This is a genomic window from Aureimonas flava (assembly GCF_003583935.1).
GTDB classification, from domain to species: domain Bacteria; phylum Pseudomonadota; class Alphaproteobacteria; order Rhizobiales; family Rhizobiaceae; genus Aureimonas; species Aureimonas flava.
This window is the reverse complement of the sequence record NZ_QYRN01000006.1, coordinates 26,522-42,664: the sequence shown is the minus strand read 5'-3', so window position 1 is coordinate 42,664 and position 16,143 is coordinate 26,522. Positions and strand designations below refer to the sequence as shown.

18 protein-coding genes are annotated in these 16,143 nt (G+C 72.4%); 8 read left to right on the top strand and 10 right to left on the bottom strand.

Going from position 1 to position 16,143, the window contains the following annotated elements; all coding sequences use genetic code 11:
- Window positions 1–45: 45 nt before the first annotated feature.
- Together cysQ and cysC are read left to right on the top strand one after the other, a co-directional pair.
- The gene (gene cysQ, locus D3218_RS12040) at window positions 46–906 is read left to right on the top strand and encodes a 3'(2'),5'-bisphosphate nucleotidase CysQ (RefSeq protein WP_119540336.1); all 861 of its coding nucleotides are present in this window, start codon (window positions 46–48) and stop codon (window positions 904–906) included.
- A 31-nt stretch (window positions 907–937) separates the two neighbouring features.
- Window positions 938–2,623: an adenylyl-sulfate kinase gene (gene cysC / locus D3218_RS12035; protein WP_119540335.1), complete on the top strand. Its 1,686-nt coding sequence runs from the start codon at window positions 938–940 to the stop codon at window positions 2,621–2,623.
- 7 nt (window positions 2,624–2,630) lie between these two features.
- Here cysC and D3218_RS19740 read toward each other — a convergent pair whose 3' ends face one another.
- The 3 genes from D3218_RS19740 to D3218_RS12025 all read right to left on the bottom strand — a co-directional run bounded on the left by D3218_RS19740 (window position 2,631) and on the right by D3218_RS12025 (window position 3,991).
- Window positions 2,631–2,792, bottom strand: coding sequence for a hypothetical protein (locus D3218_RS19740; protein ID WP_168990498.1), 162 nt, complete (start codon window positions 2,790–2,792; stop codon window positions 2,631–2,633).
- Between the two features lie 178 nt (window positions 2,793–2,970).
- Entirely contained in the window at window positions 2,971–3,672 is a 702-nt protein-coding gene (gene trmD, locus D3218_RS12030) for a tRNA (guanosine(37)-N1)-methyltransferase TrmD (RefSeq protein ID WP_119540334.1), read from the bottom strand.
- 16 nt (window positions 3,673–3,688) lie between these two features.
- Entirely contained in the window at window positions 3,689–3,991 is a 303-nt protein-coding gene (locus D3218_RS12025; RefSeq protein ID WP_119540333.1) for a putative quinol monooxygenase, read from the bottom strand.
- 193 nt (window positions 3,992–4,184) lie between these two features.
- Here D3218_RS12025 and D3218_RS12020 point away from each other — a divergent pair, with 193 nt between their 5' ends.
- On the top strand, window positions 4,185–5,561 hold the full coding sequence (locus D3218_RS12020; RefSeq protein WP_119540332.1) for a polysaccharide biosynthesis/export family protein: 1,377 nt from the start codon (window positions 4,185–4,187) through the stop codon (window positions 5,559–5,561).
- Window positions 5,562–5,576: 15 nt separating this feature from the next.
- On the opposite strand, the gene D3218_RS19735 is transcribed toward D3218_RS12020, so the two are convergent.
- The 3 genes from D3218_RS19735 to D3218_RS12005 all read right to left on the bottom strand — a co-directional run bounded on the left by D3218_RS19735 (window position 5,577) and on the right by D3218_RS12005 (window position 7,321).
- The gene (locus D3218_RS19735; RefSeq protein WP_168990497.1) at window positions 5,577–5,732 is read right to left on the bottom strand and encodes a hypothetical protein; all 156 of its coding nucleotides are present in this window, start codon (window positions 5,730–5,732) and stop codon (window positions 5,577–5,579) included.
- Between the two features lie 124 nt (window positions 5,733–5,856).
- Complete coding sequence (locus D3218_RS12010) at window positions 5,857–6,441, bottom strand: hypothetical protein (protein ID WP_119540330.1); 585 nt, start codon at window positions 6,439–6,441, stop codon at window positions 5,857–5,859.
- Between the two features lie 43 nt (window positions 6,442–6,484).
- Window positions 6,485–7,321, bottom strand: a complete 837-nt coding sequence (locus D3218_RS12005; RefSeq protein ID WP_119540329.1) for a PhzF family phenazine biosynthesis protein — start codon at window positions 7,319–7,321, stop codon at window positions 6,485–6,487.
- Between the two features lie 144 nt (window positions 7,322–7,465).
- On the opposite strand from D3218_RS12005, the gene yddG reads away from it, so the two are divergent.
- Both yddG and D3218_RS11995 read left to right on the top strand, forming a co-directional pair.
- Window positions 7,466–8,362, top strand: coding sequence for an aromatic amino acid exporter YddG (gene yddG, locus D3218_RS12000; protein ID WP_119540611.1), 897 nt, complete (start codon window positions 7,466–7,468; stop codon window positions 8,360–8,362).
- Window positions 8,363–8,464: 102 nt separating this feature from the next.
- Window positions 8,465–10,390: a methyl-accepting chemotaxis protein gene (locus D3218_RS11995; RefSeq protein WP_119540328.1), complete on the top strand. Its 1,926-nt coding sequence runs from the start codon at window positions 8,465–8,467 to the stop codon at window positions 10,388–10,390.
- A gap of 22 nt (window positions 10,391–10,412) precedes the next feature.
- Here D3218_RS11995 and D3218_RS11990 read toward each other — a convergent pair whose 3' ends face one another.
- Together D3218_RS11990 and gloB are read right to left on the bottom strand one after the other, a co-directional pair.
- Entirely contained in the window at window positions 10,413–10,859 is a 447-nt protein-coding gene (locus D3218_RS11990) for a cupin domain-containing protein (RefSeq protein ID WP_119540327.1), read from the bottom strand.
- Window positions 10,856–11,626, bottom strand: coding sequence for a hydroxyacylglutathione hydrolase (gloB, locus tag D3218_RS11985; RefSeq protein ID WP_119540326.1), 771 nt, complete (start codon window positions 11,624–11,626; stop codon window positions 10,856–10,858). The genes D3218_RS11990 and gloB overlap by 4 nt, the downstream gene beginning before the upstream one ends.
- Window positions 11,627–11,700: 74 nt before the next feature.
- On the opposite strand from gloB, the gene D3218_RS11980 reads away from it, so the two are divergent.
- The 3 genes from D3218_RS11980 to D3218_RS11970 all read left to right on the top strand — a co-directional run bounded on the left by D3218_RS11980 (window position 11,701) and on the right by D3218_RS11970 (window position 14,218).
- Entirely contained in the window at window positions 11,701–12,471 is a 771-nt protein-coding gene (locus D3218_RS11980) for a methyltransferase domain-containing protein (RefSeq protein ID WP_119540610.1), read from the top strand.
- A gap of 36 nt (window positions 12,472–12,507) precedes the next feature.
- A complete protein-coding gene (locus D3218_RS11975) occupies window positions 12,508–13,491 on the top strand; it encodes an aldo/keto reductase (protein ID WP_119540325.1) in 984 nt (327 codons plus the stop codon).
- A gap of 148 nt (window positions 13,492–13,639) precedes the next feature.
- Window positions 13,640–14,218, top strand: coding sequence for a hypothetical protein (locus D3218_RS11970; RefSeq protein ID WP_119540324.1), 579 nt, complete (start codon window positions 13,640–13,642; stop codon window positions 14,216–14,218).
- A 41-nt stretch (window positions 14,219–14,259) separates the two neighbouring features.
- Here the strand turns inward: D3218_RS11970 and metW are convergent, their stop codons facing one another.
- Both metW and metX read right to left on the bottom strand, forming a co-directional pair.
- Window positions 14,260–14,877, bottom strand: coding sequence for a methionine biosynthesis protein MetW (gene metW, locus D3218_RS11965; protein WP_119540609.1), 618 nt, complete (start codon window positions 14,875–14,877; stop codon window positions 14,260–14,262).
- 38 nt (window positions 14,878–14,915) lie between these two features.
- Window positions 14,916–16,097, bottom strand: a complete 1,182-nt coding sequence (gene metX, locus D3218_RS11960; RefSeq protein ID WP_119540323.1) for a homoserine O-acetyltransferase MetX — start codon at window positions 16,095–16,097, stop codon at window positions 14,916–14,918.
- Window positions 16,098–16,143: the final 46 nt, after the last annotated feature.

Here is a 16,143-nt window from a genome sequence, read left to right as displayed (position 1 = left end):
ACGCCCGCGCTTCCGCCGGGCGGCGCTTCGTGCCAGGACAGGCGGATGACCCTCGCCCCTGCCCCCGCTTCCGCCGCGTTGCCCCCGCTCGACCTCGCCGCCCTGGTCGATCCCCTCGCCGATCTGGCGCTCGAGGCCGGTGCCCGCGTGATGGCGCATTACCGGCCGGACGTCGCCGTCTCGCGGAAAGGGGACGGCTCGCCGGTGACGCTGGCGGACTGCGAGGCCGAGGCGGTGATCCTGGCGGGGCTGCGCCGCATCGCGCCCGCGATCCCCGTGGTGGCGGAGGAAGAGGCTGCGGCGGGGCGCGTACCGGCGGCCTGCGCCCGCTTCTTCCTGGTCGATCCGCTGGACGGGACGCGCGAGTTCATCGGCGGCAACGGCGAGTTCACCGTCAACATCGCTCTGGTGGAGGACGGCGTGCCGGTGCTCGGCGTGGTCCTGGCGCCGGCAACCGGGCGGCTGTTCGCGGGAGGACCGTCGGGTGCCTGGCGCCGCGACGCGGACGCGCCGCGCCGGGCGATCGCCGTGCGCCGCGCGCCCCCCGCCCTGACGGTGGTCGGATCGCGCAGCCACGGCTCGCCGGAAACCGAGCGCTTCCTCCGCGAGCTTCCCGTGGGCGGCTTCGCGGCCTGCGGCTCGTCGCTGAAGTTCTGCCTGCTGGCGGCGGGCGAAGCCGACCTCTACCCCCGCTTCGGGCGCACGATGGAATGGGACACGGCGGCCGGAGACGCGGTGCTGCGCGCGGCCGGCGGGCGGGTGACGACCTGCGACGGCCGGCCGCTCCGCTACGGCAAGCGTGCGCGCGACGACGAGGCCGACTTCGCCAATCCGCACTTCCTGGCCTTCGGCGACCCCGACCTCCTGCACCGGGTTCCCATGGACAGGCCGGCGGGCGCTTCGTAATCCCGTGGCGGCCGCCAAGGAGACCGGAACCATGTCCCGCCCCGAACCCGACGCACCCGAGACGCTCCGCCTCCTCGCCTGCGGTCGTGCGAGCGCGCGAGGATCGGCGCTCCTGTCGCGGCTGGTGGCGGCATCCGACGCGGCAGACGGCGCGCGACGCTTCGTGCCGATCGACCTGCGCGGGGGCGAGGACCACCGCGAGATGGTCCGGGCGGCCGCGCGCTGCGACGTCGCCCTAGTCTTCGCGGGCTCCCGAGCGGAGATCGACCGGCCCCTCGTGCAGGACCTGGCCCTGGCCCGCCTGATGGGCCTGCGCCATCTGGTGCTGATGATCGAGGCGGACGCGGCGGGGGAAGCCGGGCACGTCGACGGTCTTGCCGCAGACGTCGCCCGCGCCGTGTCGCCGCTGGACGTCCAGTCTTTCCTCGCGGTTCCGCTACCCGCCGAGCGCGGCGAAGGCGGCGCGAGCGTGCCCGCGCTGCTGCTCGAGCACCTGCGCGGCCTGCCCGCCGCATTCACTCGCGCCACCGACCAGCCCTTCCGCATGACGGTGGATGCGCCGTCGGACGGTCCGCTCCTCCGGGGTACGGTTGTGTCGGGCCTCGTGCGGCCGGGCGACGCCGTGGTGGCGGCCGGCTCGGGGCGCGGCGCGCGGGTCGCCGCGCTTGCGGTCGCAGGGGTCGAGCGCATGGAGGCCGTGGCTGGCGAGACGATCGCGCTGCACCTCGACGGCGATGTCGGCGCGGCCCCCGGCGATATCCTGGCGGCGGCCGGCGACCGCCCGGAAACCTGCGACCAGTTCGCCGCCCGGCTCCTCTGGCTGGACGACGAGCCGTTGCTACCGGGGCGCGCCTACCGCCTGCGGGTCGGCGCGCGGGAGGTCCCGGCCAGCGTCACGCGCATCAAGCACCGCATCGACACTGCCAGCGCCGCGCCGCTCGCGGCCGACACGCTCGGGGCGGGCGACGGCGGCCGAGTCAACCTGTCGCTCGCCGCGCCGGTGGCGTTCGAGCCGTTCGACCGCAACCGCGCGCTCGGCACCTTCGTGCTCTGCGATCCGTCGTCCGGCCGGACGGTGGCGGCGGGGCGGATCGACTTCGCGCTTCGTCGGGCGGCCAACATCCACCGCCAGGCCGTGGACGTGACCAAGGCCGCGCGCGCCGCCGCCAAGGCGCAGCGCCCGGCGCTTCTCTGGTTCACCGGCCTGTCGGGCGCCGGCAAGTCCACGATCGCCAACCTGGTGGAGAAGCGGCTCTTCGCGCTCGGCCACCACACCTATCTCCTGGACGGCGACAACGTCCGCCACGGGCTCAACCGCGACCTCGGCTTCACCGCGCAGGATCGCGTCGAAAACATCCGGCGCGTGGCGGAGACCGCCAAGCTCATGGTGGATGCCGGCCTCATCACGCTCGCCTCGTTCATCTCGCCCTTCCGGGCCGAGCGGCGACTGGCGCGGGACCTTCTGGCGGAGGGAGAGTTCGTCGAGGTGTTCGTGGATGCGCCGCTCGGCATCGCCGAGGCGCGAGACCCGAAGGGACTCTATGCGCAGGCGCGGGCGGGCCGCATCCCGAACTTCACCGGCATCGACAGCCCCTACGAGCCGCCGGAAGCGCCGGAACTGCATCTGGAGACCGACCGCCGGTCCGCCGAGGAGCTTGCCGGCGACGTGGTCGACTATCTCGGCCGAGCGGGGTTTCTCGATCCCTCGGACGCGTGAGACGTCGTCAGAACAGCATCGCGAGGTTGAAGACGACGAGCCAGAGGATGGCCGAGAGCGCCAGCCCCACGGCCAGGCCGCGCGCCGGGCGCAGCACGTCCGGGCACTCCACATAGGCCTTGGCCGCCGCGCGCCGTATCAGAGCGGCGACTTCGAGCGATCCCGTCATCCGAGGACCCTTTCGCTTATGCGTTCCGTACCCCTTCTAGAGCAATTCCAAGCGAAGCGGAATCGCTTCGGCGCAGAACGATGCGCCCTGGGCGGGAGACGGGAGCCGATCCGGCGGACCAAGGGCCCACCGCCGCCACCCTAGCGCCTCCCGCGGGGGCTGTCGCCTGAACTCTTGGTCAGGATCGGTCCCCGCGCGCCTTCGCCCAGAGGTCGGGCCGCCGCCGCGCGGTGAACTGCTCGGCGGCCTCGCGGCGCCAGGCCTCCACAGCCCCGTGGTGGCCCGACAGGAGGACGGGGGGAACCTCCCGCCCTTCCCATACGGCGGGGCGCGTGTAGTGCGGGTGCTCCAGGAGCCCGTTCTCGAAGCTTTCCGCATGCCCGGACCGGGCATTGCCCATCACCCCCGGCAGGAGACGCACGACGGCGTCCAGCAGCACCAACGCCGCCATCTCGCCACCCGACAGGATGTAGTCGCCGATCGAGACCTCCTCGAGGTCCCGCGCCTCGATCACCCGCTCGTCCACCCCCTCGAACCGGCCGCACACGATCAGGACGCCCGGCCCCTCGGCGATCTCGCGCACCCGCCCCTGGTCGAGCGTCCGCCCGCGCGGGCTCATCAGGAGGCGCGGTCGCTCGTCGTCCGGCCGGACCGCGGCGTCGATCGCCCCGGCGAGGACATCGGGCCGCAGCACCATGCCGGGCGAGCCGCCCGCCGGCGTGTCGTCCACGGCGCGATGGCGACCGATCCCGTGGTCGCGGATCTGGCGCGCTTCGAGGCTCCAGTCGCCGCGCTCCAGCGCCCGTCCGGCGAGCGAGGCGCCGAGCGGGCCGGGGAACATCTCGGGGTAGAGCGTTAGGACGCTGGCGCGGAACGGCATCGCGGCGAGCGTCCCGTCAGGCGAAGGGCTCGACCGAGGCGGTCTCGATCAGCTTGAGCTCCAGACCCTTGACCTCGACGGTCTTCAGCGCGTCGCGCCACACGGTCATGTGCGGCGCCCGCCCGTGCGCGTCGAGCGTCTCGCGGCTCTCCCATTCCTCGTAGATGCGGATGAGGCCGGGCTCGCGCAGATCCTCGGCGAACGTGTAGACGATGCAGCCGGTCTCGGCGCTGGTGGCCGTCACGGTGGCGCGCGCCACGTCGCGCACGGCGGCAAGCCCTTCGGGCGTCAGTCTCAAGCTTCCCGCAACGACGATCATCGTCTCGCCCTTCCCGTTCCCGGCCGATCCGCTGCGGATCGCGCCCGGTCTGGCCTATCGCGGGAGCCGCGCCCGCGCAACGGCGCGGGCGGCTTCCCGCCTCGTTGCGCATTGCAGCATGAAACTTGACGCGCGTCGGGCGAACACGTCACAACTTCGGCCTCTGTCGGCCAACGGCTGAAGGATATCAGACATGCTCACCGTCGCATGCCGCCTTTCCCGTCTGTCCGTCCCGCTCCTCGCCGCCATGCTGGCGTCCGCCCCGGCGCCCGCCGAGCCCTACCGCCTGCAGCCCGGCGACACGGTCGACTTCGCGCTCCTCGGCACCGCCCCCCTGTCGCGCCGGATCATGATCGACCAGGACGGCGCGGTCAGCATCCCGCTCGGCGGCTCGTTCCCGGCGGCCGGCCGCACGGTGGACGACCTGCGCGCGGCGGTGATCGAGCGGCTGAAGTCCGTGTCCTTCCCCGCCGGCGTCGACACGCAAGGCGTCACCGTCTGGAGCGTGATCTATCCCGAGGGCGTGTTGGTCGAGATCGCCGAATACCGGCCGGTCTACGTATCGGGCGATGTGCTGACGCCGAGCTCTCAACCGTTCCGCTCGGGCGTCACGGTGGCGCAGGCCGTGGCGGTGGCGGGCGGCGTCAGCGCCTATCGCGGCCGGCAGGACCATTCCATCGACCGGACCGAGCTCGGCGAGGAAGAGACCGCCGCCTACGCCGCCGCCTTCCGGACGGCGCTGCGTGTCGCCCGGATCGAGGCGGAGCTGGCGGGGCGGGGCGAGCCGGACTTTTCCGGCGTGCCGGCGGACGGTCTCGACCCGGCCCTCGCCGACAGGCTACGCGCGCTGGAACTGGAGCAGATGGCGGCGCGCCGCGACGATCTTCGCAAGTCGCGCGAGAACATCCGCGGCAACATCGCCAGTTCCGAGGCGCGCCTCGGATACCTCAGGCGGTCGCAGGCCAATCTCGAGGCCGAGACGCGCAACTACGAGGACGAGGTGAAGCGGGTGGAGGGGCTGCTCCAGAAGGGGCTGACACCCATCGACCGGCTTCGCACCGCCCAGCGCGGGGTGCTCCTCGTCTCGACGCGTTCGCTGGACACGCTCGCGGCGGTCACGCAGGTGGAGCGGGACCTGTCCGACCAGCGGCGCGCGCTGGAGAAGCTGGACGACACCCAGCGGCTGGACAACCTGTCCGCGCTCCAGGCCGCCTCGGCGGAAGCCGCCCGGTCGCGTGCCGAGATCGAAGGGCTTCGAATGAAGGCGCGCGTCGTGTCAGGTCTCGGCGACGCTGCGCAGGACGTCCGCTACTTCGTCACCCGCCGCGACGGAGCCGCTCCGATCCGCCGCGAGGCGGATGCGGGCGACGTCCTTCAGCCGGGGGATCTGGTGGAGGTGGCGCTGGACGCCCCCGCCGCGCAAGCCTTGGCGGCAAAGCCGACGACGGTCGCCGCGGCCCCGCCGGCGATGGCGGCAGCGGCGGAAGCGGAGACGGAGGCCGCGCAGGCGCCCACGCCGCGCCGCCGGTCGGGAATTCCCCTGCCGACGCCGGCCGTGCGCCCCAACTAGCGGCGCCGGACGGGCTCAGCCGAGCAACAACGCCCCGATCGCCGCCCAGATCATCGCGGACAGGCCGAAGCCGACCATGATGCCGCGCGCCGGGTTCATCGCGTCGCTCCGGCGCGACTTGGCGCGCTGGCGACGACGCTTGGAGCTGGCCTGGATCGTGGTGATGGACATGACGGGCTCCCCGATCGGATCTGCCGCGATCATCGGCGGGGCAGGCTAAGGATCTCCGACGGAAATCCGCGCAATTTGAACCAACCGCCCGTTTTGCGCGGGCGGCACGATCGGGCGCCCCCGTTCAACCGCCGACGAGGCGGAACCAAACGCCGATGCGGGCGCGCCCCGCCGGAGACCAGGGCCCGTCCAGGGTCGGGCGGTCCCGCCCGCAGCGAAACAGCGGCGCGCGCCGGTCGGCAAGGGCCGCCGCGCGCTCGGGCGCCGTGGCGGACGGTCCTGCGCCCTCCTCGACCGCGCCGACCACGCAACCCGGCGCGCCGTCCCGCGCCGGTTTCAGGACCACGATCACATCGGCCGGCGCCTCGGCCGCTTCGGGAAACCGGTAGCGCAGCACGGCGGCGATCGGGCGGTCGCCGAGGAGCCGCCAGGCCACCGACTGTCCAAGCCGGGCGCCGTCCGGCGGCGCGGGCAGGAAACCTTCCGGCCGTAGCAGCGCCACCTGGCGCGCCGCCTCGGGGCCCCGCAGGAATACGTCCGCCCCCACGAGGCCGGCGCAGCGCAGGACGTCTCCGCCGTCCGCCGGCGGCTCCATCGGGCGGCACAGGCGCGGCAGGAGCGGCGACACCGCGCCGGTGATCTCGGCCGGCGGGGTCGGCGGGGCGGCCGGGGCCGACAGAACGGCCAGAACCAGAAGCAGCGGGTGCATGCGCGGGTCCTCCAAGGCCTCGGGGCCGGCCGGGGCACGGGCGTTACAGGGTCGCCGTGCCCTCGATCAGGATGGTGACGGCGCCGCCGATCAGGACGCGCCCGTCCCCGGCGGCGCGGACATGCACCCGGCCGAGGCGCCCGATGGCCGTGCCCTGCGCCGCGACATAGGCGGCCGGCAGGCGGCCCTCGCTCTCCATCCAGCGGGCGAGGGCGGCGTTGAGCGAGCCGGTGATCGGGTCTTCCTTGACCCCGTGCCAGATGTTCAGCATCCGCACCTCGCGATCGGCGTCGCCGCCCTCGCGATGCGCGCCGATCAGCCCGATCCGCCGCTCGGCGGGAAAGCTCGCCCCGCGCGGGTCGGCGGCCAGCACGGCCTCGGCGCTGCGCAGCTCGATCGCGTCCCAGGTCGGACCGTTGTCCAGGCGGGCGGCGCGCACGACCTCGGCCGGATCGATCCGCAGGGCGGTGAGCGACTTGGCGAGCCGTTCTGGCTCCATCGGGCCGATGCGGGTCGGCGGCGCCACGAAGGCCGGGAGCGCGCCGCTCCGGTCGATCTCCACGAGGCCGATGGCGCATTCCTGGCGCACCAGCGTCCCGTCGCGCGGCACGCCGCCGGCATGGAGCCAGGCGGCGCAGCTCCCCAGCGTCGGGTGCCCGGCGAAGGGCAGTTCGCCCGTGGTGGTGAAGATGCGCACCCGGTAGTCGGCCGCCGGGTCGGTGGGCGGCAGGAGGAACGTCGTCTCGGCGAGGTTCGTCCAGGTGGCGAACCGCTGCATCGCCTCGGTGTCGAGCCCCTCGCCGTCGAGCACCACGGCGAGGCCATTGCCGCGCGCCGGCACTTCCGAGAACACGTCGCACTGGATGAACCGTCTGCGCATGGTCGCCGCGTCTCCCGCCTGTTCCTCCCGCTTATGCGCCGTCGGCGAAGGGGCGTCCAGCCGCCGGCGCTTGCTCCGCCCCGCCCCATCCGCTACCCGCCGTCCGATGCCGACGTGCGGCAGGGCATCATGGGCGGGGTCGGCATGGCGACGTTTATCGGCTTCCTGGCGATCCTGATGTGGTCGCTCCTGGCGCTCCTGGCGGCGCGCAGCGGCGCGGTTCCCGCCTTCCAGCTCGCCGCCATGACCTTCGCGGTGGGCACCCTGGTCTGCGTGGTGCCGCTGCTTCGCCGGCGCGGGGCCCTTCGCGTCCTGCGCCAGCCGCCACGCGTCTGGCTGGTCGGCGTCGGCGGCCTGTTCGGCTACCACGCGCTCTACTTCGCGGCCGTGCGCGCGGCGCCGGCGGTGGAGGCGAGCCTGATCGCCTATCTCTGGCCGCTGCTGATCGTGGTCGGCTCGGCGCTCGTGCCGGGCGAGCGGCTGCGCTGGTACCACGTGGCGGGCGCGTCGATCGGGCTCGCCGGCACCGCGCTGGTGATCGCCGGGCGCGACGGGGGCCTTTCCTTCTCGCCGGCGCACGCACCCGGCTACGCGCTGGCCGCCTCGGCGGCCGTGTTCTGGGCGGGCTACTCGCTCCTGTCGCGGCGCCTGGCGGCGGTGCCGAGCGAGGTCGTGGGCGGCTTCTGCGCGGCAACGGCCGTGCTGTCCCTGATCTGCCATCTCCTGTTCGAGGAGACGGTCTGGCCGGCGACGGGGGCAGAGTGGGGCGCGGTCGCGCTGCTCGGCCTCCTGCCGGTCGGGGCGGCCTTCTTCTGCTGGGACATCGGCATGAAGCGCGGCGACGTCCAGCTCCTCGGCGCCGCGAGCTACCTGGCGCCGATCCTCTCGACCCTGGCGCTGGTCGCCGCCGGCGAGGCGCCCGTCTCGGCTTCGCTCGCGCTGGCGGCGGTGCTGATCGCCGGCGGCGCCTCGCTCGCGGCGCTTCCCCTGTTCCGCCGGCTGGCCGGGGGAGCCGGACGATCGCGCACGGTACGGTTCTGACCAGGCAACTCCTCCGTCCGATACAGTAATGCAGACGAATATTTAAACTCGGATCCCTAGGTTGTGCCCAGTTTCAACCGGAAGAGGGGATTCGTCGCGCCCATGCGTCTTACGATCTCGCGCAAGCTCGCCGCTCTCATCATGCTCGCTGCCCTGGGCAGCCTGGCCGTCATGGCGGTCCAGCTCATGGAGCTGCGCTCCTCGATCTGGGGCGACCGCGAGCATCTGCTCCAGATGCAGGTGGCGTCGGCGGTCTCCGTGATGAAGCATTTCTCGGACGAGGCGGACGCGGGCCGCATGACGCAGGACCAGGCGCAGACCGCCGCGCGCGAGGCCGTGCGCAACATGCGCTACGGCAACAACGAATACGTCTTCGCCTTCCTGCCCGACGGCACGCGCGTCATCCACGGCGACCATAAGCTGGAAGGCAAGAGCGGCTGGGACGACAAGGACGCCAACGGCCTCTTCCACGTCCGCGAGCTGATCGCGACCGCGGCCAACGGCGGCGGCTTCGTGAGCTACTTCCGCTCGCGCGTCGGCGAGGACGTGGCGCAGCCGAAGCTGTCCTTCTCCACCCGCTTCGCGCCCTGGAACTGGACGGTCGGCACCGGTGTCTACGTCGACGACCTCAACGCGCTATTCCGCTCCTCGGTGTATCGCGCGATCGGAACGAGTGCGGTCATCCTGGCGATCCTGTGCGCGGCCGCGTTCGCCATCGCCCGCTCGATCTCCAAGCCGGTGATCCGCCTGACCGCCGACATGCGCCGTCTGGCCGAGGGCGACAAGACGGTCGAGGTGTCCGGCCTCGGGCGGGGCGACGAGATCGGCGCGATGGCCGAGACGGTGCAGGTGTTCAAGACCGCGGCGGTCGAGAAGGAGCGGCTGGAGGCGGAGGCGGAAGCCTCCCGCCTCGCGCAGGCCACCAGCCGCGAGCGGCAAGCGGCCATCGACAACGCCCGCGCCGAGGATCTGCGCAGCTTCGTCCACCTCGTGGAGACGAGCTTCGAGCGCCTGTCCTCGGGCGATCTGACGGTGCGCATGAACGACGGCGTCGCCACCGAGTTCGAGCCGATCCGCCAGACCTTCAACGCCTCGGTGGAATCGCTCGAGACCGCGATCGGCGCCGTGGTCGGCGCGATCGGCACGATCCGCCTCGGCCTCGGCGAGATCTCCAACGCCTCCAACGACCTCGCCCAGCGCACCGAGCAGCAGGCCGCCAACCTCGAGGAGACCGTGGCCGCGCTGTCGGAGGTGACGCGCGCCGTGAACGGCACGGCCGAGGGCGCCTCGAAGGCGCAGGGATCGGCGGCGGCGACGCAGAAGAACGCCGAGGCGGGCGGCGCGGTGGTCGCGCGGGCCATGGAGGCGATGGCCCAGATCGAGGATTCCTCCGGCAAGATCGGCCGCATCATCGGCGTGATCGACGAGATCGCGTTCCAGACCAATCTCCTTGCGCTGAACGCGGGCGTCGAGGCGGCGCGCGCCGGCGAGGCGGGACGCGGCTTCGCCGTGGTGGCGCAGGAGGTGCGCGGGCTCGCCCAGCGCTCGGCCGAGGCCGCCAAGGAGATCAAGACGCTGATCTCGAAATCCGGCACGCAGGTCGAGGCCGGCGTCGAGCTCGTCACGGCGTCCGGCCGCAGCCTTGACCAGATCGTCGACCAGGTGTCCGAGATGAACCGCATCGTCGCGCAGATCGCCGGCTCGGCCAAGGAACAGGCCACGGCTCTGCGCGAGGTGTCGACGGCGGCCGACCAGATGGACAAGGTCACCCAGCAGAACGCGGCCATGGTGGAACAGACCACCGCCGCCGCGCAGGCGCTGTCGACCGAGACCGACCAGCTCGCCGCGCTCACCCGCCGGTTCCGCGTCCGCGCCGCCGGCCCCGCGGAGCACGCCGCCCCGGCGTCCTCCATCCGGCGCCCGTCGGCCCCGACGCCCGTCCGCCCGGTGCAGCAGATGCGCACCGTCGGGCACGGCGGCGCAGCCGCCCTCGCGGCTCCCGTCGACGACAGCTGGGAGGAGTTCTGACCGTCCCCCCGCCCGCCGCGCCCTATCCGGAGCGCGGCGGGCGGGGACGCGGGCGCCAGTCGGGCGGGGCCATCTCGAAGCTCTCGAAACGGAACCCCGGAGCCACCGTGCAGGTGACCAGCGTCCATTCGCCGAGACTGGTGGCGGTCTGCCACCAGCCGGACGGCACGGTGAACTGCGGCGCCTCGCCCGCCAGCACGTTCGGTCCGAGCCGGTGGGCGGAGGCGTCGTGGCCGTTCGGCGAGACGGTGAGGACGAGGGGCGACCCGGCATGCCAGGCCCAGGTCTCGGCAGCGTCCGTGACGCGGTGCCACTCGGAGGTCTCGCCGAGGTCGAGCAGATAGTAGATCGCGGTGGAACGCGCCCGTCCCGTCTCGTCCACCGCCGTGTCGCGGAAGGTCTCGCGATACCAGCCGCCTTCGGGATGCGGCTCCAGCCGCAGCGCCGCGACGACGTCCCGCGCCCTCAATAGCCGTTCCTCCGCTCGCGAAGCGCCGCGAAGACCGCCACCGGATCCTCGCCCGCCATCCCCAGCGCGCCCTGGAGTTCCGGGTCGTCGGCCCGAAGGAAGGGGTTGGTGCGCTTCTCGCGGCCGAGCGCCACCGGCAGCGTCGCCTCGCCCCGCACCCGCAGCGCCTCCACTTCCTTCACACGCTCCTGCAGCAGGAGATTGCCGGGGTCGACGTCCAGCGCGAAGCGCGCGTTGGTCGCCGTGTATTCGTGGCCGCAAAAGAGCATGGTCTCGTCCGGCAGCACCCGCAGCCGCTTCACGCTTTCCCACATCGTGGCGGCGTCGCCCTCGAACAGGCGCCCGCAGCCGAGCGAAAACAGCGTGTCGGCCGCGAACAGGGCCCCGGCCGCCGGCACGAAGTAGGACACGTGGCCGGCGGTGTGTCCGGGCGTGTCGATGACCTCGATCCGCAGGCTCCCGACCGCGAATCGGTCGCCGCCCCGCACGCCCCGGTCTAGGCCGGGGATGCGGGCGCGCTCGGCCTCCGGTCCGACGACCTGCGCGCCGAAACGCTCCTTGAGCGCCTCGTTGGCCGCCACGTGGTCGCCGTGATGGTGCGTCGTCAGGATATGGGTCAGGCGCCAGCCCTCGCGCTCCAGCGCCGCCAGGATCGGCGCCTCCTCCGGCGCGTCGATCGACAGGGTGCTGCCGGACTGCGGGTCGTGCAGCAGCACGCCGAAATTGTCGCTGCGGCAGGTGAACTGCCGAATCGGATACGGGGACATCGCAAACCTCGCGCCTTCGCCTCGACCGCGCTAGTTAGGGCCGGAACCTCTCGACGGGAGAGCGGATGACCGCCGTGAACGCCGACATCGTCGACCTGCGCGACTTCTACGCCTCGCGGCTCGGGGATGCGTGCGTGCGCTCGCTCGCCATGGCGCTGGGCGCGGTGTGGAAGCCGATCCGCGACGAGCGTCTCGTCGGGCTCGGTTACGTCACGCCCTATCTCGACCGTCTCACGGGCGAATCGGAGCGCACCCTGGCCTTCATGCCGGCGGCGCAGGGGGCGGTGAACTGGCCGCTCGGGCGTCCCTCGCTGGCCGCGCTGGTGCACCCGGCCGAGCTGCCGCTCGGCGACGCCTCCGTGGACCGTATCCTGATGGTGCATGCGCTGGAGTTCGCCGAGGATCCGGCGGAGATGCTGGGCGAGGCCTGGCGGGTGCTCGCCCCCGGCGGGCGGCTGGTCATGGTGCTGCCGAGCCGGCGCGGCGTATGGGCGCGCTTCGAGCACACGCCCTTCGGCTCCGGCCGACCCTGGTCGCGCCCGCAGGCGACGCGCCTCCTGCGGGACACCCAGTTCACGCCGGCCGGCTTTTCCGAAGCCCTGTTCTTCCCGCCTTTCCGCCGCGAGCGACTGCTGAACTTCGCCGGTCCGTGGGACCGCACGGGCCGGCGTTTCTGGCCGATGTTCGCGGGCGCCATCGTGATCGAGGCGGTGAAGCTCGTCTATCGCGGCATCCCCGTCACCAGCCGCGAGCGCAGCCGCATCCGCGCCATGCGCCCCGTTCTCGTGCCCCAGGGCACCCCCTCCCCCGCGCTGCACCTCGAAACGCGCCGGCCCACGCCTTAGATCGGGGTCCCGACACGACAACGCAGGATGGTCCCCATGGAACAGCGCAAGCTCGGCCCCGACCTTTCCGTCTCCGCCCTCGGCCTCGGCTGCATGGGTATGTCCGAATTCTACGGCGAGGGCGACGACGGCGAATCGCTCTCGGTGATCCACCGGGCGCTCGATCTCGGCGTCACCTTCCTCGACACCGCCGACATGTACGGCGTCGGCCGCAACGAGGAACTCGTCGGGCGCGCGCTGCAGGGTCGCCGCGAGCGCGTGGTGCTCGCCACCAAGTTCGGCAACGTCCGCGGGCCGAACGGCGAGCGACTCGGCATCAACGGCCGGCCGGACTACCTGCGCCGGGCCTGCGACGCGAGCCTCCGGCGGCTCGGGACCGACCACATCGACCTCTACTACCAGCACCGGGTCGATCCGGGCGTTCCGATCGAGGACACGGTGGGCGAGATGGGCCGCCTGGTGGAGGAGGGCAAGGTGCGCTTCCTCGGCCTGTCGGAGGCGGGGTCCGACACGATCCGCCGCGCCCACGCCACCCATCCGATCGCCGCGCTCCAGACCGAGTACTCGCTCTGGAGCCGCGATCCGGAAGCGGCGATCCTGCCGCTCCTGCGCGAGCTCGGCATCGGCTTCGTGCCCTATTCGCCGCTCGGGCGAGGGTTCCTGACCGGGCGGTTCCAGAAGCCGGAAGACCTGCCGGACGACGACTTCCGCAAAGGCAGCCCGCGCTTCTCCGGCGAGAACTTCGCAAGGAACCTCAAGCTCGTCGACACGGTACGGGCGATCGCCAAGCGCAAGAACGCGACGCCCTCGCAGCTCGCGCTCGCCTGGGTGCTGGCGCAGGGGCACGACATCGTGCCGATCCCCGGCACCAAGCGCATCCGCTATCTCGAGGAGAACGCGGAGGCCGTCCAGGTCGCGCTGACGCCGGACGACCTCGCCGAGATCGACGAGGCCTTCCCGGCCGGCATCGCGGCGGGCGAGCGCTACGCGGAAGCGGGGATGAAGACGGTCGACCTCTAGCGCGCCGGCGAGCGCGCGGCGATGACGGAACGTGTTCGCACCGTCATGCGGCCCTGCTAGAAGGGCGGGGGACGGCACGGGCGTCAGCTCCCGGCACCGCCCATGTCGTCCCCCGCCCTTCCCGCCCCCTCGGACACGAGCCGAACCGATGCGAACAGCCGTTCTAGCGCCCGCCCTCCTCCTCGTCCTCGCCGGCCCGGCGCTGGCCGAGGATCTGCCCCAGCGAAACCAGATCGAGCTCTTCGGCCAGGCCGAGGGCGCGGGGCTCACCGGAACGGCCCGCAAGACGCGCGCCGTGGACGCGCGCCCGGCGCGCGAGGGCGAGGTGGTCGTCACCGTGATCCCCGGCGAGGGCGTCGAGACCACGTCGAAGCCGGCCGAGCCGGGCGACTGGGTGGTGCGCAACCGCTGCTCCGCCGACAAGGCCGCCAACCCGACGATCCTGGTGAAGGCCGCCCGGTTTCCCGAGCGCTACGGCGCCCCGCAGGGTGAGCCGGACGCGGAGGGCTTCAGGGAGTTCCATCCGAGCGGCCAGGAGATGGGGTTCTTCCTCGTGTCCCCGGAAACCGGCGCCTTCCAGTTCGTCGCGCCCTGGGGCACGCCGATGGTCGCCAAGCCCGGCGACGCCATCGTGCAGATCCCCGGCGATCGCGACGACACCTATCGGATCGCGCGCGCCGAGTTCGACTGCACCTACGAGGTGCTGAAGGCCCCGGCCGCCAAGTGAGGCCGCCGCGTCCCGGCCGCCTCGCCGGGACGCCACCGCCGCTATCGGCGGAGCACGAAGACGCCCTGCGCGCCGAACAGGTTCCAGACCGCCCAAGGCAGGCGCATGCCGACGCGTTGGCCGGCCGAGTTCAGCGCCACGGCGCTCTCCACCTCCGCCCCCAGCTCGCGCGCCAGTTCCACGAAGTCGCGGATGGTGCAGAAGTGGATGTTGGGCGTGTCGTACCACGAGTAGGACAGGCTCCGGGTCACCGGCATCCGCCCCTTGAAGAACAGGGACGAGCGCACCGACCAGTGGCCGAAGTTCGGAAACGAGACCACCGCGCGACGGCCGATGCGCAGGAGCTCGGCCAGCACCAGCTTGGGGTTCTCGGTCGCCTGGATCGTCTGCGACAGGATGGCGTAGTCGAAGGCCCCGTCGGGATAGTGCACCAGATCGCTGTCGGCGTCGCCCTGGATCACCGACAGGCCCCGGCGCACGCATTCGTTGACGCCGGGCTGGCTGAGCTCGATTCCCCTTGCGTCCACGCCGCGCCGCGCCTGGAGGAGCTCCATCAGCGATCCGTCGCCGCAACCCACGTCGAGCACCCGGCTGCCCGGCTCGACCAGTTCGGCGATGGCGCGCAGGTCGACGCGCGCGCCGCCCTCCTCCACCGACACGATCCGCGACGTCGGCACGGGCGCCGTCTCCGCCGCGCTCACAGGAGCCCCCTCGCCTTGGCGGCCGAGGACAGGAAGCCCTGCACCGCGCCGGTGAATTCCGGCTCGTCGAGCAGGAACGCGTCGTGGCCCTTGTCGGTCGCGATCTCCACGAAGGACACGGAGGCGGCGTTGGCGTTGAGCGCATGCACCACGGCCCGGCTCTCCTGCGTCGGGAACAGCCAGTCGGACGAGAAGCTCACGAGGCAGAAGCGCGTGCGCGCGCCCCGGAAGGCGTCGGCGAGGCGCCCGCCGTGCTCGGCGGCGATGTCGAAATAGTCCATGGCCCGCGTCAGGTAGAGATAGGCGTTGGCGTCGAACCGGTCCACGAAGGTCATGCCCTGGTGCCGAAGGTAGCTCTCGATCTGGAAATCCGCCTCGAAGCCGAAGCCGAGCCGGTCGCGATCCTGGAGGTTGCGTCCGAACTTGCGATGCAGGGCCGCCTGCGACAGGTAGGTGACGTGCGCGGCCATGCGCGCCACCGCCAGGCCTTTGTGGGGCCGGGTGCCGTGCTGGAGATAGTGTCCGCCGCGCCAGTCGGGATCGGCCATCACGGCCTGGCGCCCGACCTCGTGGAAGGCGATGTTCTGCGAGGAATGGCGCGCGCCCGTGGCGATCGGCAGCGCCGCGAAGACGCGCTCGGGATACGCCACCGTCCATTGCAGGACCTGCATGCCGCCCATCGAGCCGCCGATCACGGCGAAGAGCTGGTCGATGCCGAGCCGGTCGATCAGCATGGCCTGCGCGCGCACCATGTCGCCGATGGTGAGCACCGGCAGGTCGAGCGCGTAAGGGAGACCCGTGCGCAGGTCGACCGAGGCCGGCCCCGTGGAGCCCATGCACGAGCCGATGACGTTGGACGAGACGACGAAGAACCGGTCGGTGTCCACCGGCTTGCCCGGGCCGATCAGGCTCGACCACCAGCCGGGCTTGCCGGTCACAGGGTTGGGGCTCGCGGCGTACTGGTCGCCCGTCAGGGCGTGGCAGACGTAGATCGCGTTGGATTTGTCGGCGTTCAGCTCGCCATAGGTCTCGTAGGCGATGTGGAAGGGCGAGAGGGTGCGGCCGCCGTCGAGGCGCAGCGGCTCGTCCTCGCCGAAGAAGGCGACCTTGGAGGACGGCTGACGCGCCTCGCGCGCGCTCAACGTTTCCTCGGTGACGGGATCGGCGATGATCGACATGGCTCGTGCTATCGCCCCGCGTGCCGCAGCGCAACGGATTGTTGCG